16 protein-coding genes and 2 pseudogenes are annotated in these 24,154 nt (G+C 33.4%); 5 read left to right on the top strand and 13 right to left on the bottom strand.

What is annotated here, in order from left to right:
- Window positions 1–13: 13 nt before the first annotated feature.
- Entirely contained in the window at window positions 14–157 is a 144-nt protein-coding gene (locus RT228_RS05880; protein ID WP_232234302.1) for a hypothetical protein, read from the bottom strand.
- A 635-nt stretch (window positions 158–792) separates the two neighbouring features.
- A complete protein-coding gene (locus RT228_RS05875; RefSeq protein WP_313138505.1) occupies window positions 793–1,743 on the bottom strand; it encodes an RNase H family protein in 951 nt (316 codons plus the stop codon).
- A gap of 289 nt (window positions 1,744–2,032) precedes the next feature.
- Here RT228_RS05875 and RT228_RS05870 point away from each other — a divergent pair, with 289 nt between their 5' ends.
- Window positions 2,033–2,251: a hypothetical protein gene (locus RT228_RS05870; protein WP_016649158.1), complete on the top strand. Its 219-nt coding sequence runs from the start codon at window positions 2,033–2,035 to the stop codon at window positions 2,249–2,251.
- Between the two features lie 15 nt (window positions 2,252–2,266).
- Window positions 2,267–2,353, top strand: a pseudogene (rhuM, locus tag RT228_RS05865) (RhuM family protein); the annotation flags it as partial.
- Between the two features lie 122 nt (window positions 2,354–2,475).
- On the opposite strand, the gene RT228_RS05860 reads toward rhuM, so the two are convergent.
- The 11 genes and pseudogenes from RT228_RS05860 to RT228_RS05810 all read right to left on the bottom strand — a co-directional run bounded on the left by RT228_RS05860 (window position 2,476) and on the right by RT228_RS05810 (window position 18,525).
- Window positions 2,476–3,183, bottom strand: a complete 708-nt coding sequence (locus RT228_RS05860; RefSeq protein WP_313138504.1) for a prolyl oligopeptidase family serine peptidase — start codon at window positions 3,181–3,183, stop codon at window positions 2,476–2,478.
- A 120-nt stretch (window positions 3,184–3,303) separates the two neighbouring features.
- A pseudogene (locus tag RT228_RS05855) lies at window positions 3,304–4,278 on the bottom strand (3-oxoacyl-[acyl-carrier-protein] synthase III C-terminal domain-containing protein).
- 324 nt (window positions 4,279–4,602) lie between these two features.
- A complete protein-coding gene (gene rclC / locus RT228_RS05850) occupies window positions 4,603–5,205 on the bottom strand; it encodes a reactive chlorine resistance membrane protein RclC (RefSeq protein WP_039329967.1) in 603 nt (200 codons plus the stop codon).
- Window positions 5,206–5,270: 65 nt separating this feature from the next.
- Window positions 5,271–6,107 carry a helix-turn-helix domain-containing protein gene (locus RT228_RS05845; protein ID WP_006261486.1) on the bottom strand — a complete coding sequence of 279 codons (837 nt, stop codon included), beginning with the start codon at window positions 6,105–6,107 and terminating at the stop codon, window positions 5,271–5,273.
- A gap of 274 nt (window positions 6,108–6,381) precedes the next feature.
- Window positions 6,382–7,959 (bottom strand): calcineurin-like phosphoesterase C-terminal domain-containing protein, encoded by a 1,578-nt coding sequence (locus RT228_RS05840; RefSeq protein ID WP_039329969.1) that lies wholly within the window; start codon window positions 7,957–7,959, stop codon window positions 6,382–6,384.
- 258 nt (window positions 7,960–8,217) lie between these two features.
- A complete protein-coding gene (locus RT228_RS05835; protein ID WP_313138503.1) occupies window positions 8,218–9,570 on the bottom strand; it encodes an ectonucleotide pyrophosphatase/phosphodiesterase in 1,353 nt (450 codons plus the stop codon).
- A gap of 1 nt (window position 9,571) precedes the next feature.
- Window positions 9,572–11,557 (bottom strand): endonuclease/exonuclease/phosphatase family protein, encoded by a 1,986-nt coding sequence (locus tag RT228_RS05830; RefSeq protein ID WP_313138502.1) that lies wholly within the window; start codon window positions 11,555–11,557, stop codon window positions 9,572–9,574.
- A 16-nt stretch (window positions 11,558–11,573) separates the two neighbouring features.
- Entirely contained in the window at window positions 11,574–13,310 is a 1,737-nt protein-coding gene (locus RT228_RS05825; protein ID WP_006258188.1) for a RagB/SusD family nutrient uptake outer membrane protein, read from the bottom strand.
- A 12-nt stretch (window positions 13,311–13,322) separates the two neighbouring features.
- Window positions 13,323–16,808 carry a TonB-dependent receptor gene (locus RT228_RS05820; RefSeq protein ID WP_006258189.1) on the bottom strand — a complete coding sequence of 1,162 codons (3,486 nt, stop codon included), beginning with the start codon at window positions 16,806–16,808 and terminating at the stop codon, window positions 13,323–13,325.
- 152 nt (window positions 16,809–16,960) lie between these two features.
- Entirely contained in the window at window positions 16,961–17,890 is a 930-nt protein-coding gene (locus RT228_RS05815) for a FecR family protein (RefSeq protein ID WP_006258190.1), read from the bottom strand.
- Window positions 17,891–17,985: 95 nt separating this feature from the next.
- Window positions 17,986–18,525 (bottom strand): RNA polymerase sigma-70 factor, encoded by a 540-nt coding sequence (locus RT228_RS05810; RefSeq protein ID WP_313138500.1) that lies wholly within the window; start codon window positions 18,523–18,525, stop codon window positions 17,986–17,988.
- A gap of 745 nt (window positions 18,526–19,270) precedes the next feature.
- Between RT228_RS05810 and RT228_RS05805 the strand changes: the two genes are divergently transcribed.
- The 3 genes from RT228_RS05805 (at window position 19,271) to RT228_RS05795 (ending at window position 24,143) form a co-directional block, all read left to right on the top strand.
- Window positions 19,271–19,816, top strand: coding sequence for a sigma-70 family RNA polymerase sigma factor (locus RT228_RS05805; protein ID WP_006258192.1), 546 nt, complete (start codon window positions 19,271–19,273; stop codon window positions 19,814–19,816).
- Between the two features lie 89 nt (window positions 19,817–19,905).
- Entirely contained in the window at window positions 19,906–20,796 is an 891-nt protein-coding gene (locus tag RT228_RS05800; RefSeq protein ID WP_225600665.1) for a FecR family protein, read from the top strand.
- Between the two features lie 35 nt (window positions 20,797–20,831).
- Complete coding sequence (locus tag RT228_RS05795; RefSeq protein WP_058699815.1) at window positions 20,832–24,143, top strand: SusC/RagA family TonB-linked outer membrane protein; 3,312 nt, start codon at window positions 20,832–20,834, stop codon at window positions 24,141–24,143.
- Window positions 24,144–24,154 lie beyond the last annotated feature (11 nt).

Raw genomic sequence — 24,154 nt, 5'->3', positions numbered from 1 at the left:
TGGGCTTATTTATTTATAATATTCTTAAAAGCAATTTATCCCACTCATTTTCTTCCTCTTCGATAAGACTACTAACAAGCTCGTTGACAGTCTCGATTCTTTCAATTAATGTGTCTATAACCTCTGCTTCTAATACACCTAGGTCCTTAGTCAACATTAAACAGGTATGCAATAGAGCACATTCTCATCTTGTGCTCTTAAGCTGATCACTTAGTATACAGTTTTCAAAGGTGGATAATTCTATACTCAATGGAATCTTTAACACCCGCTCTCGAATATAAGCAATTAATCTGCATGATTAGAACTCTGATCTACTACAGACTCCTTATACAGGTAAGTAACTAAGGCCATTGCCTTCTCCCAAGCCTCTAAGGCCTTTTCTGGTTTCTTTTTTAACCTGGATTAGAGATAGACATATAAACGAAAAGTAATTATAGATCTAAAACAATACCAACTAAAGATATTCAAGATGAACAAATCGTTAGGAGAATATTATGATTAATTACTAAGCGCTTAATAATTAACAACAATAATCCGATTAATCACGAAGTCAAAAAAGGGAGTAAAACCGAGTAAATAGAAATAAAACGGAGTTCGATATTTATATCTAAACGCAGTGGGTATAATGACTCACAAAGTTTATGTCCTATAAATTTGCTCTTTTCTTTCCGAGTTGTTCCCAAAAAGTACGGTTTTAGCGAGGTCTTGAAAGCATTTCGGAAACAAGACTAAGCCATGACAACAATCTGAAAACATTTAAAACAAGTTTTCACAAAACAAAATCATCCCAAATTATCTATGAAAATACCACTGATAGAAATCAGTATTAAAAGTATCAATCTTACAGTTTGGAATAATTTGTTTTAGCACTCCTTCTTGATGCTGTTTACGCAAGAAGCGGTTAAAGAGTACTGGATGAGGAAAGCGTTCTTTTAAAGTCTTATTTTTACGTATTTCATCGTATAAGTCGGTAGAACGCAACTCTACTTTAGTCGGTTGATCTGCAAAGTATTGATTCAATTGATCTCGGATAGTCACTAGTAGTTTAATATCACTAGGCATTCTAGTAAATACTGTTGGACGAGTATGGCTTTGACTCTCTTCTGTTTCTTCCTCCTCGTCTTCGTGCTCATCCTCTATCTCATCTAAAGACTCATATACAGGCTCATAAACAATCTCTTCTTCGGGTTCCTCTATCGTATCTAATACCACCTCTATCTCTGCTACGCGGTGTTCATTTATCAAATCGTGTAACTTGTACTGTAACTCCTCTAGATAAGCTCTATACACCTCATCTATCAGTAAGTTGGGTTGTAATAGTATAGCAGCGCCTACATCTCTACACTCTACTAGTTGAGGATACTTTTTATAATTAGACACATAGTGAAAGGTTAGTTTATGTCTCTCCATCTGAACTGCAAAGCGCATCCATAGATCAACATTCAATGGAGGCTCTCCATCTGCTTTTAACCAATCATTGTATTTCCAATTTAACACCCACCCTTTCTCAAAGGTATTCATCACATACTTAGAAGTTGCATAAATAGTCACCTCTGCTCCTTCTTTAATCTGCTCTAACCCCTTCACAATAGCCATAAGCGAAATACGAGATTGAGAGTTTTCTATAAACCCTTCTGCAAATGTTTTGCATTGATCATCTATACACAACATATTAGCATACGCCTTAGCGTCACTAGAGGTATCTATCTTTACGCGAGTATATAGGTCTATTTTATATTTCATATCTATTAAGGGTATTTGAGTACTTAAAGATAAGGACTTCTGAGTAAATCACAATAGAAAACCTCTTAGGAATTAAGAATATTCCCCCTTACATATTTATAACTTAAAAAGTGTTTTTCATATCAATATCTCAAAATGACAAAACAAAACTCTCATTTTCAAAACACAATACGCTAGGCTATAGCTATAAGGATAAAACATAAAACTGCTCTCTAAATAAATATAAAGTTGTTAATTTACAGTATGGTTTTGGTGGTATATAAAGTACTTATAAACTTAAAAAAATGTTATGGCAGAGCATGGAAGTATCCTTATTTATCAGACAGAAGATGGCCTCGCTAAGATAGAGACCTGTTTAGAGAACGAAACAGTATGGCTAACTCAAGCCCAAATGGCAGAATTATTTCAAAAAGATAGAACTGTCATTACCAAACACATAAAGAATGTATTTGAAGAAGGTGAACTAGTAGAACAAACCAATGTGCAAAATTTGCACATTGCAAATTAAGACAAACCTGTCAAGTTTTACAATCTAGATGTAATCATATCTGTAGGTTATAGAGTAAAGAGCATTCAAGGAACTAAGTTTAGACAATGGCCAACTAGATGACATCTCCAGAGTAGAAGAAGATTTTATAGAGTATATCTTAAAAACAGCGAAGACATTAGCCAATAATATATAAACAAAACCCCCAAAGTCTTTTGACTTTGGGTGTTTTGTTTATGTTATACTTAGATTTCTTCTTTGTTTTCTGAACTAATTGAGGCATTACTCTTCACATGTTGTAATAACCAATTATATACCTCCATGTGTCTATATAGATCCTCTACACTACCATGCGTACCTCCTTTGACTACTTGTAGTTCTACAGGAGCTTTTTTATCACACTTTTGGATTGCAGTCATTATCTTCTTAGACTCTTTTAGTGGTACGATAAAGTCTTTATCACCATGAATAAGCTTAATAGGGATATTAGTCACTGCACAGGCATCTCTTTCTTCACCTCCTCCACAGATAGCGATAGCAGCAGCTATACGATTAGGATACTTACCAGCATATTTCATCGTACCATATCCTCCTAAGCTCATTCCTGTTACATAAATGCGACTCTCATCGATATTATAATTTGCAATCATATAACTTACAATTTCGTCAACCTTATCCGCATTCCATGGCCCAGAAGGCAATTGAGGAGCTACTAAATAAGCTGGGATATCTAATCCTTTCTCTATTCCTTTTAGCGCACCATATCTCTTTACCCTATCTATATTGGTTCCCGAAAGACTTCTCCCGTGTAAGAAGATAATGAGAGGATTCTTTTCTTCTACGACTTTAGGTTCGTTTAACCAAAATTGATAAGTCGTTTTATCCAAAATAGCTTTAGGTTGAGCAAAGGTCGTCAATGAGACTAAACAAATTAATATCGTAAGAAATTTCATAACTTTTTTTGAAAGTAAATATACTTGTAATCTGGTAATTTCAAAACAAAAAAATCACTGTAAGTATTGAATATACTGAGTTTATCCTTATGTAAAGTTAGATAACTAACATCTAAATACTTAGTATTTCCACAACATTAAACCAGCCTGATACCCTGCCCCTAATGTCCACATTAAAAAATAATCTCCTTCTTTTAGAGGTGTTCCTTCTTTCTGATACTGATGTAAAGCTAAAAAAGGACTAGAAGCTCCTGAATAACCAAACTCTTTCGAATAAAAAGGTACTTTTTCTTCTGGTAATTGATAATGTGATTTAATCATCTTAATATTTTTCAGTGATAACTGAGAGAATAAGAATAAACTGATATCTTCTATTTTCAGATCGTTCTTTGCTAAAAAGACCTCTATTTTATCTAAAGCAAACTCCACACTTCCGCTTCCATCAAATGATGTATCCCACATTGTCAATTCATCAGATAAAGAACAAGAATGTCCTTGAGGCGGATACAGAACAGTATCACAAAAACTACTATCTGTATGATACATAACGTCTACTAATCCAGATGTAGTAGTCTCTTTCTCTACTATAAATGCAAAAGCAGAATCTGAAAAACAAAAAGCTGTTACAGGGTTTTGGCTATCTAAAATACGAGATAACTGATCAGAACAAACTACTAAAGCATTTTTAGCTCTACTACTGCTATTGAGATAATGCGTCACTTGATCTAATGCTACAAAAGCCCCAATACAATTAGCGTTAATATCATAACACATTGTATTATTCTTTCCTTGCAAAGCTTGGTGTATAAAAATAGAGTCACAAGGTATCTGATGCTCTGGAGTACAAGTCACAAAGACAATAATATCTATTTCTTCTATTGAGATACCACTTTGTTTTAAAACTCCTTTTGCCGCCTAAATTCCCATAGAAACCGTAGTTTCATTTGACTCTTTAGCGACTACAAATCGATTATGTCTACCAAGTGCTTCTTGTATCTTTTTCATAGAGACACCTTGGCTTTCGAATTGTTTAATTACTTCCTCATTACATTCAATATTAGAGGGATGATAAAAATACGTGTGTTGCAATTTCATATTAAAATGTTTTTTGATTATTACTTTTTTTAACCATTTATAAAAGTATTACTTTTTATAAATAAAAAATAATAAATATGCAAAAAAACAACCATAAAGCACATTTAAATTGCAATAATTACAAATAATAAAAACATTAAATAGCAATAATATAAAATGTTTTAACTCATATTAATTAATTCTTTTTAACTAGTACACACATTTCGGTTATTAAAAATAATAGTATACTTTCAAAAATTATTATCTCCTCTAAGAATAAAAGCTTAATACTAGATAAGTACTAAGCTTTTATTCTCACTTTATTTTATATTCTAATTCTATTAATCACTTATAAAGCAAATTACGTGCTGAATCACCAGCGATCACTAATCCTCCTGCCATCATGATAATGTCCTTTAAGACTAGCCTTCCAGCACCTGATAAATAAGGAAATCCATAGTTAGGTGTAGGAAAATCACCTCCTAAATTAGGCACATATACTTCTGGGGTAGTAATTAGAAATGATAGTGTGACCAAAGACATTCCTAATGTTAATACCCCTCCTAAAAAACCGAGTCTAGGATACCATATCCCTAATAATACGAGTATCCCTATACTTACAATCACTGTACCTAGAATATACGAAAACACATAAGTACCATTCTGTTTATGCCAATCAATGTTCTTCTGCACTACTTTGCCCTCGGGATTTTTATGTTGAGTATATTCATATACTTCTTTGCCAGATTCATCTAATACTGTTTTTGTTGAATTCTGATAAAAAAAGCTCATAAAAGGACTATTCGTTACAAAAGGTACAATACCATCCGCTTCATATTGAAAAGCTTTTAGCCCTCCTATCCAAACCATGACAATACAGATAGATAAACGAAGAAAATGAATCGATTTCTCTTGTAAGCTACTAAATAATACTAAAATTTTTTTCATTGGTTTTATTTTATTTTTCAACAAAACTAGAAGGTTTAGCAGAGAGATAACATGGACTATTCCTTCTATTCCATAGACTTTTTTGCCACTACTGATATTCCTACTTGTTCTCTGAATATCTTAGGAGATACACCTACTTCTTTCTTAAAATAACGACTAAAATAAAACTCATCCTCAAATCCTAATATCTTAGCTATCTCTTTTACACTCTTATAAGTCAGATGAAGTTGTTTTTTTGCTTCCAAAATAAGGCGTTCCTGGATTAATTTAGAAGGTGTTTTTCCATAATGCTTTCTAACCTTTTTACTAAACACATCAACAGATAAATGATACTGCTCTGCATAAAATGCTACTGCTCTAGACTCCATAAAATGCTCTTCTAGCATCTCTTGAAAGCTAACTATATCTTCTAAGAACAGTCCTGAAGTCTTTTGTTTCTTATTGATCAACTGTTTCTCCTTACTACTCAGGGCTAATACCAATTGTAAATACGTCTTGAGAATCGGAATATCATAAGCAGACTGTTGGTGTTCTAATTGCTCTATTTTATCAAAAAGCTGAGTCAATTCTAGAAATAAAGATGACTGAATAGGAACATAAGGAGCGTCAAATAATGCGTTAAACAAGACCCCATTACATGCTACCTCCTCTTTGTGATATTCTATACAATAGAAGTCTCCATGAAACTGTATAGTCTTCATTGACTTAATTTCTACTTTTTCCCATGTCAACAACTGATAAGGAGATAAAAATAAAATATACTGTCCAGAGCAAGAGTATCTATTAAAATCTAAAGAAAAAGTAGCTTCACCATCTATAAGAATAGCAAAATAATAAGGCTTATTTATAGGAGATAACGCTCCTTCTAACTGCTGCGTGTTTACTTTTATAGAATAATGCATAATACTAAGCTTTCGTTAGTTCTAAATTAGTCATATTCATTTTTCATTTTATATGTCTAGTAAAGATAATAGGAAGAAAACGCTCTGAAAACATTTTATGATTCTTCTAAGAATAGATATAGCAGAAGACCTTCTTATAACTCCCCTACACAAACAGAAAAAGCCCAATATCTAACGATACTGAGCCCTTTCAACACACTTAATTTAAATCCTGATTCAATTATAAGCGAGCTCGCTATAATGATGAAGAATCTAAACCTTATAAAAAACTATACTATTTACTTTTCTCGATTTTGTATGTCTTTTGTGCGATATGCTCTCTACCAAACATATCTGTCACCTTCACTTCTACTTTATGCTCTCCTACCCCAATATTAAAAGGTAACTTAGCACTCCATAAATGAGATGATTTAATCGGGTGAGAAGGTTTCTTTCCAGTTAATAATTTTTCTGTCAAATCATACTTTTGAACTGCTGCATAGAAGCTTGGATCAAAACTCTCTTCTTTCTTCATCTCTTTCCACTCTCCTCCATCTATTCTATACTGTACTAGGTCTTTCTCTGTTCCCATAAAGACATTCGTATATACCTGATAGTTATTCGATTTCTTATCCGCAATAACCTTAGGCATAAACAATTCCATTTTATAATCATCTGATTCCCCAGACACTTTATAGTCTAACTCATACTGATTCCCCTTAACTATTAAAGTAGCATATCCTCTCGGGGTTCCATCTCTCATAGTAGAAGCAGGCACACCTAACTCGTTAAACTCGCCTGAGTACCAGTCGCCTGAAGTTGTCCCAACATTATACTCATGTAATGGTTTTATACCTGACCATCCTTGTTCTTTCGTATAGAACTGATGCATCTGATAGTGAGTATGTGCAGACAATAGTAAGATATTCTCATGCTCTTTAAGCAAATCCAATAACTGCTGTCTTGACTCTTGATCGAAGTGTTTTTCGTTTCCAACAAATAATGGAATATGAAAAGAAATTACCACTAACTTATCTTTAGGAACGAACTTCAGATTGTTCTTCACAAAGTCTAATTGATCTTGTCTAAAACCACCTAGGTACCCTTTCTTTTTAATTGGGTGAGGATATAGAATATCATCTAATACGATAAAGTGAGCATCCCCATAATTAAATGCATAATTAGCAGGTCCGAAGTTCTTCTCAAAGGTCTCATCAGAGTAGATATCCTCAGTTGCCTCATAGTTCATATCGTGATTTCCCATCACATTATACCATGGTAGCCCCACTTCTTTCATCACCTCTTTATAAGGCGTATGCAAGTCTAATTTATCTCCTACTAAATCACCTAGACTGATACCAAAAGAGATTCCTTCTGTCTTATTCTTTACCTCATCTACTACTGCTTTTTTAAAGTAATCTAGTTCCTCCAGACTATATGGCTGAGGGTCTCCAAAGATAAAAGCCTTAAAATCTGCTGACTCCTCTTGTGCAATCAATCCAAAGTTTACTTCTTTTGGCAATTTCCCTGTAGGAGCTACACCTTCATACTTGGTTCCTATTGGCGATCCTTTAGGTTTATGCGTTACATAAGAGGCAGGTAGATTATATTGGTCTAACACAGTAGCGTATTGACTTGGTTTAATCACAAAGATTTGATTATCCCCTGTTAAAGGCAGTTCATACAGTCCTTTATCATCAGTCTGTACGACCTCCACTCCATTAGATACCGCTACCCCAGCTAATACCTTTTCACTTCTGTCTTTTTTTCCGTTCTTATTAGCATCCTCGAATACATAGCCACGAACACTAGTCTGCCCAATGGCTAATGCTGCCGTAAATAAGAAGGCAACAGTAAAGAATCTTTTTTTCATTATATATGGTTTATGTTGTTACAAATAGAGCGTATTAAAGTATTTCGTTACGAAAAAGAATATTTAATGATTTGATAATATCCCCTTACTGTTCAGAATGTCACTTTTTTTCAATGCCCAAAATTAGTGATGTCTTCCTACACTAATCTTATGCTATTGTTAAGCTTATGTAACTTAATTAATTTAAAAATTACAATCTTCCGAATTTGACTACTATTATTTTAAAGAGTAGCCTTCTTTATAACATTAATTCTATCTTTAGATACTTAGTAGTTGTTGTTTTAACTCTTTTGAAAGAAATTTAAAATCCAGTTCCAATAATTCACTAATAAAGGGGCAAATATCTATCAAAGCCATTTGTTCGATCACCACTCCTTGTTTTATTCCTTTTCCAAAAGCAACAAATCCAGTTTGCATACTTTTATCGCTATTCAAAAATCCGTGTGCTCCACCTTCTTTATTTAACTTACTCAATACTTCTCCTTTAAGGCCTCCACCAAATGTTGTGTGATCTAAACCTGTTAAGGCTAACTCTGCCTCTGGATCTGCACCAAGCTTTTGTAGCTCTTCTTTTGATATCATGCGATAGCGGTTTCTAATTTCTTGTGGTTGTTTTTCTAATAAAGTTTTAACCTTTTCGATTGTTTTTACTTTATTCTTTCCTTGCACTCTCAAGAAAGCAGAACCTCCTTGGGTATGAAACATTGCTTTCCAGTCCATTGTTTTTGCGTCGTCTAACAGTCCTGCATCCTTTAACCAAATATTAGGTTGTAAACGGTGTGTGATTTTATCAAACCCATGATCTCCTGTAATAATTATTACATAGTTATCTTTCAGTTTTGAACGATCTAATGCCTCAATAATTGTTTTGATTGCACGATCAGCTCCAGCAACACTGGCACGTACCAAAGGACTATCCAAACCATCTTGGTGCTCATAGTGATCTGTACATGGAAAGTGAAGGGTTAATAGATTCGGTTGATACTGCTGAATCATATAACTTCCCATACGTGCAATATTCTCATCCATAATCAGCTCTTCTTCTGTCATTGCCCAATCTTTAGCTCTTAATGTTCCTGTTGCTTCATTTTGTATCTCGCGCCACAAACTATAAGGTGTAGTATATAAAGCTGTAATACTTCTTCTATCGTATCCGTTAGTAAGATCCCATATATCAGGAACATTATAATCGATAGGCGCATTGACTGTTACAGGCCAAATTACATTAGCAGAAGTCAGCTTTTTTTGCTTCACCACATCATATAGTGTTGGTATTTTAATTGCACTATAATCCCAATACCACTTTTGAGAGCCTGTAGCAGGGTCAAAAATATTGTTATATACTATTCCATGTTGAGCAGGAAATTCTCCTGTAATAATGGTTGTGTGATCTGGATAAGTAACAGAAGGGAAGATAGGAGTAACTGCCTTAGCAGCTACTCCATTTTTCATTAACTCTCGTACTGTATGCATTCCCCATTGCTCTTCTAAATAGAAATCTGGTCTAAAACCATCGATTGTAATTAATACAATATGAGGTGTTTTTTCTTGAGCTATAGTGGTTGTACTTAAACCGCAAAAAAGCCCTATCGCAATTAGTATTTTTTTCATATTAATCTATCGTAAAAGTTGCCATAACAGGCCAATGATCTGAAGGCCATATTGCGCCAAAACTTGTTCGTATTACTTTTCCTTCTATTAATTTGAAAGGAGAAGAATAAAAGATATAATCTAAAGTAGTTGAACCTGTTGGCCCCCATTTGTGAAATGTTTTTAATGATTCGTCTACAGCATTCAACAATTTTGGTTGCGTTGTTGTTTTTAAAACATTAATTTCTGTAGTATGAGGTTGTCCATTAAAATCTCCTATACAAATTACAGGGCGATTCTGGTAATTTTGCTCGATAATATTAACGACATCTTTAGCCATTTTTGTTCTATCTTCTGAAGAAACAGTTGTCCAATGACTATTCGTTACAAAATATTCTTTTTGCTTTTGCTTGTCAAATAACACCACCCATGCACCACTTCTATTCTCAGTATATTTCATTTGATAAGTAGCACTCCCTCTCAAATCAAAACGATCTTTTTTATAGAAGATCACTTTAGGTGATCCGTATGAATTGGCTTCGTCCATATAATACCCATAACCCTTGGCTGCCATCTGTTGTTGCATCCACGTTTCAAACCAATTATCAGAAAACTCTTGCAACCCAACAATGTCTGGCATTTCGTCTATAATCACTTGTAAGATATACTCCTTTCTACTCTCTAATGAATAGGGATCTGTAGCATCGTGATGACGAATATTAAAAGACATGACACTTACATTTCCTTTTGAAGGCTCAGGTACTTCTGGTGTTGTATTTCCTTCTGCAAATACTGTTACTCCATTGGCTCTCTCGATGTCTGTTAAAGAAGATTCTCCTGCACAATAACTTAGCTGTACAATAGTAGAATTTCTCAGTACCTTCCATTCCTTTCTATCTGTAGAACCACCTAACTTGATAAAATCTCCTACATCCGAACCTGGTTGACTAAACAAATGTACATTGAAACCTTGTCCAAAAAACGGTTGTGCTTTACCTTCTTTATCTTTTGTTGCATAACGGTCATTTTGTTCTGGCACACGATATCCCCAATTGTTAACCGAATCATATACTCCGTCTAATGAGGTACCATAAAAAACAGCGTCTAAAGGAATTGATTCTCCTGTAACTGTTGTTCCTTTGAACACTGCAACACCATCTGCTACATTCTGACCATCTTTCCCTAAATTCCCTAAGATTCCTCCATTAGGATCTCCAAAACCGTCTCCTGCTTCTAATTTATAGTCTTTTGTAGCAATCCAATTAGACGTACTGATATCTGTACTTTTTCCACAACTGCCATAACCTGAAAGTACCTTTGACTTTCCTCCTACATAAAAGAAGGTTCCCTTTTTTGCCTTTCCTGATACTAAATCAAACTTATAGGTTACATTTCCTCCTTGTGCCCATCCTCTATCTCCAACAATACCATTGTTTGCCATAACTACACTATAAGGTGTACGCTCAAAATCAATATCCTCTAAAGCCATTAACTGTACATACTCGTACCCTCCAATATGATTTACAACTACTTTACCTCCATCATAAGTAGAGGATGTGCCATTAGCTGCTGCATCTGTTCCTCGCGGATCGGCCTGTATTCCAGTAATTACAATAGGAGAATTTTGAAGAACAACATCTTTTGGAGCAATATCTAATTTGATCTTGACTTCTTTGTCTTCATTCTTTATTTCTACCACTACTTCGTTAACTTGATTTTCGTAACTACTCTTTAACTTATAGCTTCCAGCAAGCAAATCGCTAAACACAGCTGCTCCTGTTGTTGAAGATTCCTGTTTTTTTATCTCCTTCTGCTTTTCGTCATATATAGTTACTTCTGCCTTAGCTAAAGGAGACTCTATCTTATTTACCACCAAGGCTGTTAGAGTAAACAACTTTGTAGGATCCTTCTTTGGGTTTTTATTTGTATAATCATCTTCATAATTACAAGAGATACAACAAAGTAATAAAACCACTACTTGAATTATTCTTATTATTTGACTTTTCATTTCTATTACAATTAAATTACCAACCTTGATTCTGACTTAATTTACTATTTAATACAATTGCGCTATATGGAATTGGGTATACATACTGATGGTTTTCATAGATACGTTTTAGATTGTCCATAATTATAAGTGTCCCAGAATCACCATTAGACAACTTGTACTGATTGTTATCAATAATATAGTAGTACACTCCTTTTTGTGGATTTGCAGGTACTTTTGTAACAAAAGAAACATCTGACTTACCATCCCCATTCATATCTAATGGTGTATTCATGGCTGGTACATACATGCCCTCATAGCTTTTGGTTAAAAGCCCTCCTAACTTCCAACGTCTTAAATCATCATATCTAAAGCCTTCTAACACCAGCTCTATTCCTCTTTCTCTTCGAATTTCTAATAAATTCGCATCTGATATGTTTGGAAAAAACTCTTGTTTTAAATAGGCATCTGCGACTGTTGGTATGCTACTATTGGTAATACCTGCTCTTTCTCTTAGCAACTTGATTGTTTTGTCCCAATCAGCACCTGTAAATTCTTCTAATTCGGCTTTTGCTTCAGCATAATTCAACAGAACCTCAGCATACCTAATTAAAGGCAGTGTATTATTATTTTCTGCTACTCCATCTGTAGCAGAAGAATCTAAGGTTAATTTTTTGGGCTGATAACCTGTATAAGTATAGGTGAAATCAGGAGCAGCAGCTTGTCCATCTCTTTTGTAATCTCCCATTCGAATGGTTTGTTCTAAACGTTGATCTCTGCCTTTTACTTCTTCCCAAAAAGGTATAGTTGCATGCCCAGCTTTATCTGTAAAGCGAGTGCCATCTATATTTAAATAGGTATTGATAAACGATTTAGTCAAATTAGAGCGATTCCCATACGTTGCACTTGTATAATACCAATTTGCATCGTTAAAGATTCTATAAGCTGCACTTGCATTAGCCGCTAATATCACTTCTGAAGCTTCTACTGCTTCTTTATTAAACAAGTTTCGATAGCTTTGATTCCCTTGCGCTGTATTTAAGCGATAAGAAGACGTTTTCATTAATTCATCTGCGGCATTAGCAGCTTGTTTTAACCACTCTGACGAACTACCTACCAACCCTAAATCTGTATGATATTTTCGATAGGTTCCTTCAAAAAGACATACTCGAGATTTAAAAGCTAATGCAACATGTTTGGTAATTCTTGAAGCACTATTATCTTTTCCTCCTTCAATAGCACTAATTGCAAAATCTAAATCTTCTAAAACCTTTTGCATCACCAATTCTCTTGTATCTCTTGGTTTATACAAATCGGGATCATCTACTGTTAGTGTTTTGTCATACCAAGGCACATCGCCAAAACGCTTTACTTTATCAAAGTAAAACCACGCTCTGAAAAAGCGAGCCAATCCTTCGTAATGTGCTTTCCGTTTATCTATGATCTTAGCTCCTTTTGATTTTTCTAAAAAATAATTGATATTTCTCAAATCACTCCAACTCCAACCCCCACTATCATAGGCTGTATAAGTACCTGTTAAATAGTTATTGATTGTTCGACCAATAACATAATCAGACATATTATCTCCACGAACGACATCATTTCCGTTAGGTAATATTTTATAAAAAGAATTGCTATATAATTCTAAATCTTTTTCTGTTGTAAAAGCTACATCTGGTGAAAGTTTATCAAAGGGTAATTGATCCAAGTCGTTTGAACAAGAAGTTGTGATAAACAAACCTGCTAAAGCAGTTATTAATATTATTTTTTTCATTGTTTGCTTGTTTTAAAAAGTAATATCGATTCCTAAAGAGAATGTTTTTAACATCGGATAACGCATTCCATTACCAGCGTTTGGTGACAATTCTGGATCTGCTCCATCAATTACTTCAGGATCCATTGTTTTTAAGACTCTAAACATGGGTGAATAGGTCCATAAGTTTTGTCCTGAAAAGAAAATTCTTAGACTCTCTATTTTATTCTTTTCTAACATCTGTTTGGGAAAGTTATATCCTATTGTTAAGTTCTTTAAGCGGATATAAGCTGCATTTTGGATATACTTGCTTTGTTGTACTTGTAGCTCTCCTCTATTGTTAAGAGCAACATACCCTCTCATCCTTGGAAAATAAGCATCTGGATTCTCTTCAGACCACATCATATCATTCATTTTTGTTGGATGCCAACTGTATGGTCTATTGTATGCACCCCAAAATAAAGAGTTGTCTGCTCCAGGCCAAAAATCGCGTTTACCTACACCTTGAAAAAAAGCAGATACGAAGAAATTATTCCACTCTAAATCAGTATTAAAACCGAAGTTAAAACGAGGTGCTGAATTTCCAATAATTTTTCTATCTCCAGGGTTATCTACTGTATTATCGCCTATATTAATTACTCCATCTCCATTTAAATCTGCAAATTTGATATCTCCAGGCATTAATATATTTGCTGCAGAAACACGGATATAGCTTTGATCTGCATGATTATTAATATCATTCTGATCAATAAAATAACCCGCATTTTCAAATCCCCATATTTCTCCTATCTTCATTCCTTTGTAATATGTATCTAATGAATTTGTTGGATTATTAAATTTTGTAATCTTAGACTGATTGTCTGAAAGAATAAATCGGAACTTATAAGTCAAAGGTTTATTAAAGTTGATTTTATCTCTCCAAGCAATCGACAACTCCCATCCTTTTGTTTCTAAATCAGCATAGTTTCCTTTAGGTTCTGTTGCTCCAAATACTTGTGGCAGAGGCGTACCTTGTGTATACATATCTGTTGTAACTCGTTTGTACCAATCAAAAGAGGTTGTTAATCGTCGGTTAAACCATTCTGTATCAAAACCAATATTGAATGTAGTAGCCTTCTCCCATGTTAATCCATTAGGAATTACATTTGGTTTATTGGTATACAATGGATTTTTTCCGTTTAATAAAACATTTAATTGATTAACAGACATCGTTTCTAAATACTGATAAGGAGAGATATTTCCATTTCCTAATGAACCATAAGAAGCTCTGAATTTCAACTCAGGTAAAATATCTGCTAAACGACTGTTTTGCCAAAAGTTCTCTTGTGATAAACGATACCCTACAGAAGTTGATGGAAAGAACCCCCACTGTTGATTCTGTGGGAATTTTGAAGAACCATCATATCTCCCGTTTACTTCTATAAAATACTTTTCTCTGAAATTATAGTTCAATCGAAAGAAAGCCCCTAAAGTCGCCCATTGATATCCTCCTCCTTTTAAAACAATATTCTCTCCAGTTGCTAAACCAAAATCAGGTAATAAAGAATTCGTTAACTCATTGCGTTCTAAAGTGCGCTTGTCTAAACGCAATTTTTCGTAATTATATCCTACTAATCCTTTCAAATAGTGACTACCGAATTGCTTTTTATATTCTGCATAAAGATTCATCCCCTTATAAGTCGTTTTCTCTTGCAACTCTTCTAACTTATTCTCTCCTCTTTCAAGTAACTCTCCTGGTTTGGTACTATATGGCACTGGAGTATATTGTTTCGTTTCTACTTCATTTAAATTCCTAAAAGTAAAATCTCCATATAACTTCAAATCATCTTTAATTACGTCAGCAACAAAACTTGTTGTATTTCTCAATTGTTGTCTGTTTGTATCTGAATAATTTCCTCCTGAAACAAAACTACCAAATACAATTGCCGCATTGTGTGTTAAGGTTCCATCAGGATTAAACATCATCGCTACAGGGAAGGCCTCGTCTGATATTCTACGCCAAACTGGTGTATCTGAAGGGTGATTTAAGATTGGAAAGAAATAATCCATTTCAGCATATTCAAAGTTATTTTCTAACTTCAACCAACTTGTTGCTTGTAAAGACCCTTTTCCTCTTAAATTATACATATTAAATTTATCGGGGTTATATCTAAAAATACCGTCTTGAGAATTTATTCTACCTGATAAGTAATAGCTTGCTTTTTCCCCTCCACCACTAGCACTTAAATTATACTCTTGTGCTGTAATCATATCTGCATACAACTCTTTCATCCAGTCTGTATTTCCATAGTACACATATTTTCCAGTTACAGGATCAATATCTACTTTACTCAAACTTGGGTTTTCGTCGTGTTCCTTTAGTTGTTGCAAATATTCCATAGAAAAAGGAAATACGCTATTTGCTTTAGACGGATGCATTTTGTAATCATTCCAAGAATAATAAGCGTCGTCAAATTGTTTCGCCCATTGGTATCCATTAGTCACTAAATCAGGTTTAACTGTATGATCTAAAACCGAAAAAGAGGTAGAAAAGTTAATCTTTGACTTTTCATTTTCAGATGCTTTAGTGGTAATTAGAACTACTCCAAAACTTCCTCTTGCTCCATAAATAGCTGCAGAAGCAGCATCTTTAAGAACAGATACACTTTCTATATCATTGGGATTTAATAAAGAAGGATCACCAGGTACTCCATCTATTAATACCAAAGCATTCCCTCCTCCTCCAATTGAAGTTGTACCACGCACATTAAATGTTGCACTTCTGGTAGGTTTTCCATCTCCTATGATAAGGTTTAGGTTTCCTATTTCTCCTTGTAATGCTTTAGCTACATTAGAAACAGGGCGATCTTTAAACACCTCTGCTCCTACTTGATCTACAGCTCCTGTAACATTTACTCGTTTTTGCTTTCCATATCCCACCACTACTACTTCATCTAAATTAGTTTGGTCTTCTACTAAAGCTACTTTTAAATTAGTAGCTGCTATTACTTCAACTGTTTTATATCCAATAAAAGAAATTTGTACTCTATCTTTTCCCACTACAGCATCCAAAGCAAAATTTCCGTCCAAATCTGTACTTACACCTTTGTCCGTTCCCTTTAATATAACTGTAGCTCCTGGGACCCCCAATCCTTGTTCGTCCATTACAATTCCTTTTATCTTTTGTGTTTTTACTTCTCCTAATTTTACAGAGATAGTTGAACCTGTAATTTGATAAGTAATTCCATATTGTTTAGACATATAATCTAAAATACCTTTTATGTCTTTAGCGTCAATATGCATATCCACTTTTTTGGTCAAAGCAGTTACTTTATCACTATAAATTAAAGTGTAATTTGATTGTTTTTTAATGGCGTTAAAAACATCTGTAATAGAAGCTTGATTCAACTGAATTGAAATCGGTGTCGCTGCTTTTTGTTGTGCATAAGTGTTTTCTGCACTTAATAAGTGTAAAAAAAGCAAAGCAGTAGCTAATGGAGTATATAATTTCTTACCTCCTTTGAATAATTTGAGATACATAATTGTTATCTTTGTTTTTTAGTTAATTGTTCTGCTGGATAATTAATTATCACTTCTAAACCTGTTCATCGCTGCCACTTTGTACAGGTTTTTTCTTTGTAGTTAATTGTAGTTGTGTTATTTCATTTCATAATATTGTGGTTAGACATAAACTATTTGAGGTGTACTATAATCTTCCCATCACTTTGCTTCTTATATTGAAGACCGTATATAAATTGCAAACTTTGAAGGATGTCTTCAATTTTATCGCTTGTAAAATCGCCACTAATTGTTGAAGTTGGTAAATTAGTTGATGCTAACTGCAAATGCGTATTGAAACGCCTATTCAATACTGTAATTACTTCTTGGATCCCCATTTGGTTAAATTTGACTTCTCCTTTATACCATTGATTAAACTGCTGTTCTTGTATAGTCGCTTTCTGTAATGAACTTACTGCATCTGTCCAAGTCACTTGTTCATCTTTTGCCAAAATAACCTGTTGCTTAGTTTGTTTGTCTTCTACTTTTACTTTTCCTTCATAAACACTTACTTGTACTGTTTCGTTAGGACTATCGTTTACATTAAACTTTGTTCCTAATACTTGTGTTCTTAATTTAGGGCTAACAACCAAAAACGGAGTATCTCTTGAAGTGTGTTTTACTTCAAAAAAAGCTTCTCCTACTAATTGTACTTCACGAGAATTTCCGTTAAATGTTTTAGGGTAGATTAATTTACTATTTGAATTTAAGTGTACATAGGTAGAGTCACTTAAATAAAACTGAAGCTGTTGTCCTTTAACTGCAAATTGCTCCACATATTCTATTTCTTTTGTTGAAGGGAAAAGAAAATAATAAGATAATGATAAAACAATTGCTACTGCTGCTGCTATCTTATAGTACATTGCAAAAGACGTTTTTGGGACTGGTTTAATTTGAAGGTTTATTCTTCTTTTCATCCTTTCGCCAACAGCTGTACTTACATCTTTTGGAAGCACACCTTCCATTTGCATGCGATCAAAATACTGATTAACTAAAGATTCTTCTTCTTTATTACTATTTCCTTCTGCGTATTTTGACAATATTCTTTTAAACTGTTTTATCATTCTTAGTATGCTTTATACTATGATGTTCTTCTATTTTAAAAAACACCTATGTATCAAACCATACTTAACGATTAGATAATACAGCTAAACTTTACTTAACACATAATACTTAACAATACAGAAAAATGCATATCTGTAATATATCTTGTATTTCCTCGCAACAGTTTTAAAGCCTTGTTCACTTGATTCTCTACTGTACTTTCAGAGATATTTAGACGAGAGGCAATCTCTTTATAAGACAATTGCTCATAAAAACGCATTTTAAAAATAGTTAAGCATTTATCTGGTAGAAGTGAGATTGCAGTTTGATTAATTTCGTTCAATAATTGTTGTTTTACTTCTTCAAACTGTATCTCGTCAAGATCTGGAACTAAAGAAGCTATATTCTCTATTTGTACTTGATTGAAGTTTCTATTACTCAATGCTTTTGCACACTGATTTCGAACAGCTTGAAAAAAATAAGCCCTTGGTAGTTCTACATTAATGGTATTCATGCGGCTCCAATAATCAATAAAAACCTCTTGTACAATATCTTCTGCTATAACTTTATCCCTTGTTACGTTAAAAGCAAAAGCATATAACTCAGACCAATGCTTTTCATATAAAGCATCAAACATTTTCTCTTTACTTATCATTATATGTTGTTACTTTTAGTAGGTTTTCGTGTAGGATCAAATGTAATATTATAGCCTGTCTTCAATTTTATTAAATCGTTAAGATTACCACCTACTATTTATTTCATTTTTACTCGCTAAGTTTAATTAACAAACAATTCCTATTTCTTATTATTATAACATAATTATCACATTTACTTATTAATATTTTTAATTATTTATCCAGACTCTTACTTTCTTGAAATGAAGTCATCTTGACTTTTTAGTTTTATAAAACTTTTTCAGTCCTAAAGCAATGAAGTTCCACGCCATCCAACTAGAAAGTATTGTGTCGAACCTATTGAATAAAGAACGAAGGCTATATAACCAATAATTCGTTCTTTCAAAGGAATTCTAGCACTTTTATTGCCCAAAATGCCCATTTCAGGAGGAAATGTGCAAGAATACAGCAAGTAATCTCCTAGTAGACCAACATATAATAATCTCTATAAGAAGACGTCGCATAAAACGTAACAACTCCTATCTTATAGTTATTTCTTTACACTTCCTTAACCATACACTAACTTATATTCTCACTTAAACTTTCTCTCTTTTATCAGTATATCAATACTATACCTTGTAAAACACACACAATATATCCTTACAAAAACACTACTTTTTAGAAATAATGTCCTTATTACATAAAAAAAGCTTAATGCTTTAGTAAAGTTAGAGAAAGAACATTACTCTTATTATAAGATAATTTTGGTCTCAAAATAATATAATAATGACTAATAAAGATAGATTCGTAAACAACTTGTATACGTCTTATTGGGAGTCTCTGTATATCTATGCTAATAACCTAACTCAAAATACTGCACAGACAGAAGATATCATTCAAGAAGTATTTATTGATCTTTGGAAGAGATTTGATACCTTACATATTGAGAATTTTAAAGCCTATCTTTATACAGCTGTTAAATATAAATGTCTAGAATATTTGCGCAATAGAAAATTTACTTCTGTAGAACTAGAGACTGCTTATGAGGCATTATCAGAATTTGAATTACTTACTGTAGAGGAACAAGAACAATTTAAACTTTACCTACTAGAACAAGTCAAATTAAAAGCTGCAGAAATATTACCAGAAAAATGTTTAGAAATTTTTCAGTTGAGATATTACAGTCTGAAGTCTTATTCTGAAATTGCTCAACTCCTAAACTTGTCAGAAAACACAGTTAAAAACCAATTAAACAAAGCATTATCCTTATTAAGAGCTAATCTTTCTTATTCTGTAGAAGCCTTTTTCTTCTTTCTTTTATTCGTTAAGTAATTGTTACCTATATTAAGTAATCATTAAATCCAGTTTTTCGCATAGTACCATTTATAGAATAGCGCACTTTATAGATATAAGCACTATTCATGGAAAACAAGATTAGAAATATTATAGATCAATATTTAAAGAAAAACTCATCTGATCAAGAAAATCAATTTTTAACTTCTTGGTTAGAAAGATTACAACAAACAGGTACTTCTACCATCGCAGACAAAGAAACTGTTGAAAACAGATTACGCAATAAAATAGTAGCTAGTCAGAAAGCACATACTCGACGCATGCGCTTTAGACGCACTGCTACCTGGGCTGCTTGTCTTACAATACCTTTATTAAGTGGTGTCTTTTTATGGAATCAATATAGTTCTTCTACTAATCTATATTATGCAGAAAAGACCACGAGTATTACTTTAGATGACAACACTATTATTATACTAGAACCTGGTACTACATTAGAAATTAACGATGAATACAATACCTCTAATCGTTCAGTAAAACTAAAAGGTACTGCCTTATTTAAAGTAGCCAAAAACAGAGATCTTCCTTTCCTAGTCAAGTCTGATAACCTTAACACTACAGTTCTAGGAACAACATTTACAGTGAGTGATAAGACTTCTAATAACCATAAAGTTCACGTAATAGAAGGAATAGTATCAGTAGAAAACCCTAAAGATTCTTCGTTAAGAATATTACATGCTAACGATAGTTTGGTATGGCATAATGATAAACTAGCTCATAATACTTTACTCACTCAGACTTCATTCTTTGACTTTAATAATATCCCTTTAGATAAAGCAATCAATCAGTTGGAAAAATACTACCGTATCCCTATCCACATTGATCATCGTGTTAACACCCAAGCCATCTTACATGGACAATATCCAAAACATGAGTTGTATGCTATTCTGAGAAGTATCTGCTTCTTGGAAGACCTTACCTATAAAAAACAAGATAAAGAAATTTCAATTTTCAAAAAATAACTAAACATTTAAAAAACCTATTATGCACTTAAACCATGAAAAACAAATACAAAAAAATTAAGTTTCCTGTAATAGCACTAGCTTGTCTAATGTGGTCAAATATTACTCTAGGACAATCACCTTCTCAAATTAATTTAGCACTACCTAAAAGTGAATTAACAATCAATGAATTAATAAAAACAATAGAGAAACAAACTTCTATTAAGATTTACTATACTGATGAATTACCTCAGAGTACTAAGGTAAACTTTAGTAGTAAAACACTTACTCTTCAACAAATATTAAGTTCATTACAAGCCAAAGTTAATCTATCTTATAAATTAGAGGACAATCTACTTTCTATCAAAAAAGGAAACTCTTCTATTGCTTTAAGTATGCTTAAAGGAAGAGTATTGGACAACAATGGACTTACATTACCTGGAGCAACCATAGAAAACTTAAGTAATATACAGTCTACCATTACTGACTTAGATGGAAACTTTGATATCAAAGCAAATCCAAATGACTTAATAAAAGTCTCTTTTATTGGTTTTCAAGATCAAATGGTAAAGGCTTCTTCTATGATGAATATCAAAATGAGAGAAGAAGCGTCTAATCTAGATGAGATTGTAGTAATTGGTTATGGGACAGCTAAGAAGAAAGATATTACAGGTTCAGTAGGACAAGTTAGTGGAGATGCAATAGAACAGCGAAATACAACACAGCTTTCGCAGGCTCTTCAAGGACAACTATCAGGAGTAATGGTAACGCGTAACTCAAGTAAAACTGGTGCTAAAGCTAATATCAAAGTTCGTGGTGTGACTACTATAGGTAATACAGATCCATTAATTGTTGTAGATGGAGTGGCACAAGATGATATGGATCAAGTAAACACTAATGATATCGAAGAAATATCTGTCTTAAAAGATGCAGCAGCAGCTTCTATTTATGGAGCTAGAGCAGCAGCAGGAGTTATTTTAATTACAACTAAACGCGCTAAAGATAACGAATTTCACTTCTCTTATAAATCTGATTACGCCTTTGAAAAACCTACGATGATGCCTAAGTCTGTTGGTTATAAACGCTACATGGAGATGATCAATGAAATGTCTTGGAATGATGCAGGTACAGCTCCTGGAGGAGAATATGGTATCTATAGCAAACAAGACATAGACAATTGGTATCAGAAGAACTTAGAGAACCCTAATAAATACCCTATTACAGACTGGCAAGATCTATTGCTAAAAGATTCTGCTGCAAAAGAAAGACACTCCTTCTCTCTTTCTGGTGGTGGTGAGCGAATTAAGACGCGTGCAAGTGTAGATTATGAGAATATCAAAGCAATTTATGATATTGAGAATTACAAAAGAATTATGACTCGTGTAAATAACAACATCAAGGTTAATGATTTTATCTCTGGAGATATTGATTTATCATATAATACAACCCAACAAACTTCCCCTGTTAATGACCCTGTATGGGAAGCTATGCGTTATGCTCCTGTATATGCTGCTACTTGGCAAGATGGAAGAATAGCTGAAGGAAAATCAGGTTCTAATGCCTATGCTAGTTTGTATCATGGAGGAACTAAAAGACATCACTCTGATAAAATATACGGAAGAGTAGCCTTGAACTTTACGCCAATTCAAGATTTAAAAGTTTCATTAGTTTTAGCCCCACAACTAGCTTTTGATAGAAGAAAGAACTTTACAAAAAAAATAGAATATTATGATGCTGAGAACCCTGAGCGCTTCTCAGGCTATATAAATGGTCATACAAACAATACTTTAATTGAGAATAGAAACGAAAGCAAAATACTGACAAAACAAGTGCTTGCTACTTACACTAAAGATCTAAAAAAACATAGTATTAATCTATTATTAGGGTATGAAGATAATTATTCTTCTATAGATAATTTAGGCGCTAAAGCAATGAATATGGAATTGCCTAATTTTCCATATTTAGACCTTGCTCCTGTAGAATTTATGACTAACTCTGGTGATAAAACAGAGACAGCTTATCAATCTCTTTTCTCTAGATTAATCTATTCATTTGACAACAAATATCATTTGCAAGCTAATATTCGTAGAGATGGTTCTTCACGCTTTCACAAAGATCACAGATGGGGGATATTCCCTTCTTTTTCTGCAGGATGGACAGTATCAGAAGAAAACTTCATGAAAAACCAAAATGTAATAAGCTACTTAAAACTTAGAGGTTCTTGGGGTACTCTAGGAAATGAACGAATCGGAAACTATCCATATCAATCTTCAATCAATTTTTCTAATACCTTATTCTATAAAGACAACCAGATTATCTCTGCTCTAACTGCTGCTCAAACGCAATATGCTATCCAGAACATCACTTGGGAAACAACAGAATCAATTGATTTTGGTTTGGATATTAATTTCTTAAGAAATCGCCTTAGTATCACAGCTGATTATTATAAAAAGAAGACACGAGATATGCTATTAGAGTTAGAGATTCCTGCTTTTATGGGATTTGAAAACCCTCAACAGAACGCTGGTAATATGCACACTGAAGGTTGGGACTTAGATATTAATTGGCGAGATCAGATTGGTGACCTAAAATACTCTATAGGAGCTAATCTATCAGACTCTAGAACCACTATGGGGGATTTGGGAGGACGTATCGTTATGTCTAATGGAAAAATCATAAGACAAGGAACTTCATTTAACGAATGGTACGGATATATTTCTGATGGTCTATTTCAAAATAAAGAACAAATAGATAATAGCCCTAAACTATCTAATGCTGTAAAACCAGGAGATATTAAATATCTAGATATAAGTGGACCTGATGGTGTTCCTGATGGAATCATATCACCAGATTATGATCGTGTGCCTTTAGGTTCTTCACTACCTCGTTACATATTTGGTGGACATATTAACCTTGATTACAAAGGAGTGGAATTAGGAATAGCTTTCCAAGGAGTTGGAAAACAAAAAAGTCTATTGACAGAAAACCAAATCAGACCTTTCCAATCTTCATGGACAAGTCCAATGCAAGAGATAGATGGTCAATACTGGAGCCCATACAATACTGTGGAACAAAATCTAAATGCTAAATACCCTAGATTATCGCATATAAGCGCAGAAAACAACAATTATAAAATGTCTGATTTCTGGTTAATTAATGGAGCTTATTTCCGTATTAAGAATATCACTTTAGCTTATAATTTCCCTAAAGATTTAGTAAACTCAGTGCATTTAGACAAGCTTAAAGTATTTATTTCTCTAAACGACTATTTTACATTCAGTAATTTTCCAAAGGGATATGATCCAGAATCAGCATATAATGCATACATCGCTAAATCATTCAACTTCGGGGTATCTGTTAACTTCTAATATTATCTAAA

It is taken from the genome of Myroides sp., assembly GCF_032073645.1.
Classification (GTDB): Bacteria; Bacteroidota; Bacteroidia; order Flavobacteriales; family Flavobacteriaceae; genus Flavobacterium; species Flavobacterium odoratimimum.
Note: the sequence above shows the minus strand (reverse complement) of the source record. Positions and strands in the feature narration are given on the sequence as shown.

What these genes read in the sequence shown, in the direction of transcription:
- RT228_RS05815 (WP_006258190.1), bottom strand. Translation starts at nt 17,890, where the DNA reads ATGATAAAACAGTTTAAAAGAATATTGTCAAAATACGCAGAAGGAAAT.
- RT228_RS05820 (WP_006258189.1), bottom strand. Translation starts at nt 16,808, where the DNA reads ATGTATCTCAAATTATTCAAAGGAGGTAAGAAATTATATACTCCATTA.
- RT228_RS05810 (WP_313138500.1), bottom strand. Translation starts at nt 18,525, where the DNA reads ATGATAAGTAAAGAGAAAATGTTTGATGCTTTATATGAAAAGCATTGG.
- RT228_RS05845 (WP_006261486.1), bottom strand. Translation starts at nt 6,107, where the DNA reads ATGCATTATTCTATAAAAGTAAACACGCAGCAGTTAGAAGGAGCGTTA.
- RT228_RS05860 (WP_313138504.1), bottom strand. Translation starts at nt 3,183, where the DNA reads ATGAAATTTCTTACGATATTAATTTGTTTAGTCTCATTGACGACCTTT.
- RT228_RS05825 (WP_006258188.1), bottom strand. Translation starts at nt 13,310, where the DNA reads ATGAAAAAAATAATATTAATAACTGCTTTAGCAGGTTTGTTTATCACA.
- rclC (WP_039329967.1), bottom strand. Translation starts at nt 5,205, where the DNA reads ATGAAAAAAATTTTAGTATTATTTAGTAGCTTACAAGAGAAATCGATT.
- RT228_RS05870 (WP_016649158.1), top strand. Translation starts at nt 2,033, where the DNA reads ATGGCAGAGCATGGAAGTATCCTTATTTATCAGACAGAAGATGGCCTC.
- RT228_RS05840 (WP_039329969.1), bottom strand. Translation starts at nt 7,959, where the DNA reads ATGAAAAAAAGATTCTTTACTGTTGCCTTCTTATTTACGGCAGCATTA.
- RT228_RS05830 (WP_313138502.1), bottom strand. Translation starts at nt 11,557, where the DNA reads ATGAAAAGTCAAATAATAAGAATAATTCAAGTAGTGGTTTTATTACTT.
- RT228_RS05805 (WP_006258192.1), top strand. Translation starts at nt 19,271, where the DNA reads ATGACTAATAAAGATAGATTCGTAAACAACTTGTATACGTCTTATTGG.
- RT228_RS05875 (WP_313138505.1), bottom strand. Translation starts at nt 1,743, where the DNA reads ATGAAATATAAAATAGACCTATATACTCGCGTAAAGATAGATACCTCT.
- RT228_RS05795 (WP_058699815.1), top strand. Translation starts at nt 20,832, where the DNA reads ATGAAAAACAAATACAAAAAAATTAAGTTTCCTGTAATAGCACTAGCT.
- RT228_RS05835 (WP_313138503.1), bottom strand. Translation starts at nt 9,570, where the DNA reads ATGAAAAAAATACTAATTGCGATAGGGCTTTTTTGCGGTTTAAGTACA.
- RT228_RS05800 (WP_225600665.1), top strand. Translation starts at nt 19,906, where the DNA reads ATGGAAAACAAGATTAGAAATATTATAGATCAATATTTAAAGAAAAAC.
- RT228_RS05880 (WP_232234302.1), bottom strand. Translation starts at nt 157, where the DNA reads ATGTTGACTAAGGACCTAGGTGTATTAGAAGCAGAGGTTATAGACACA.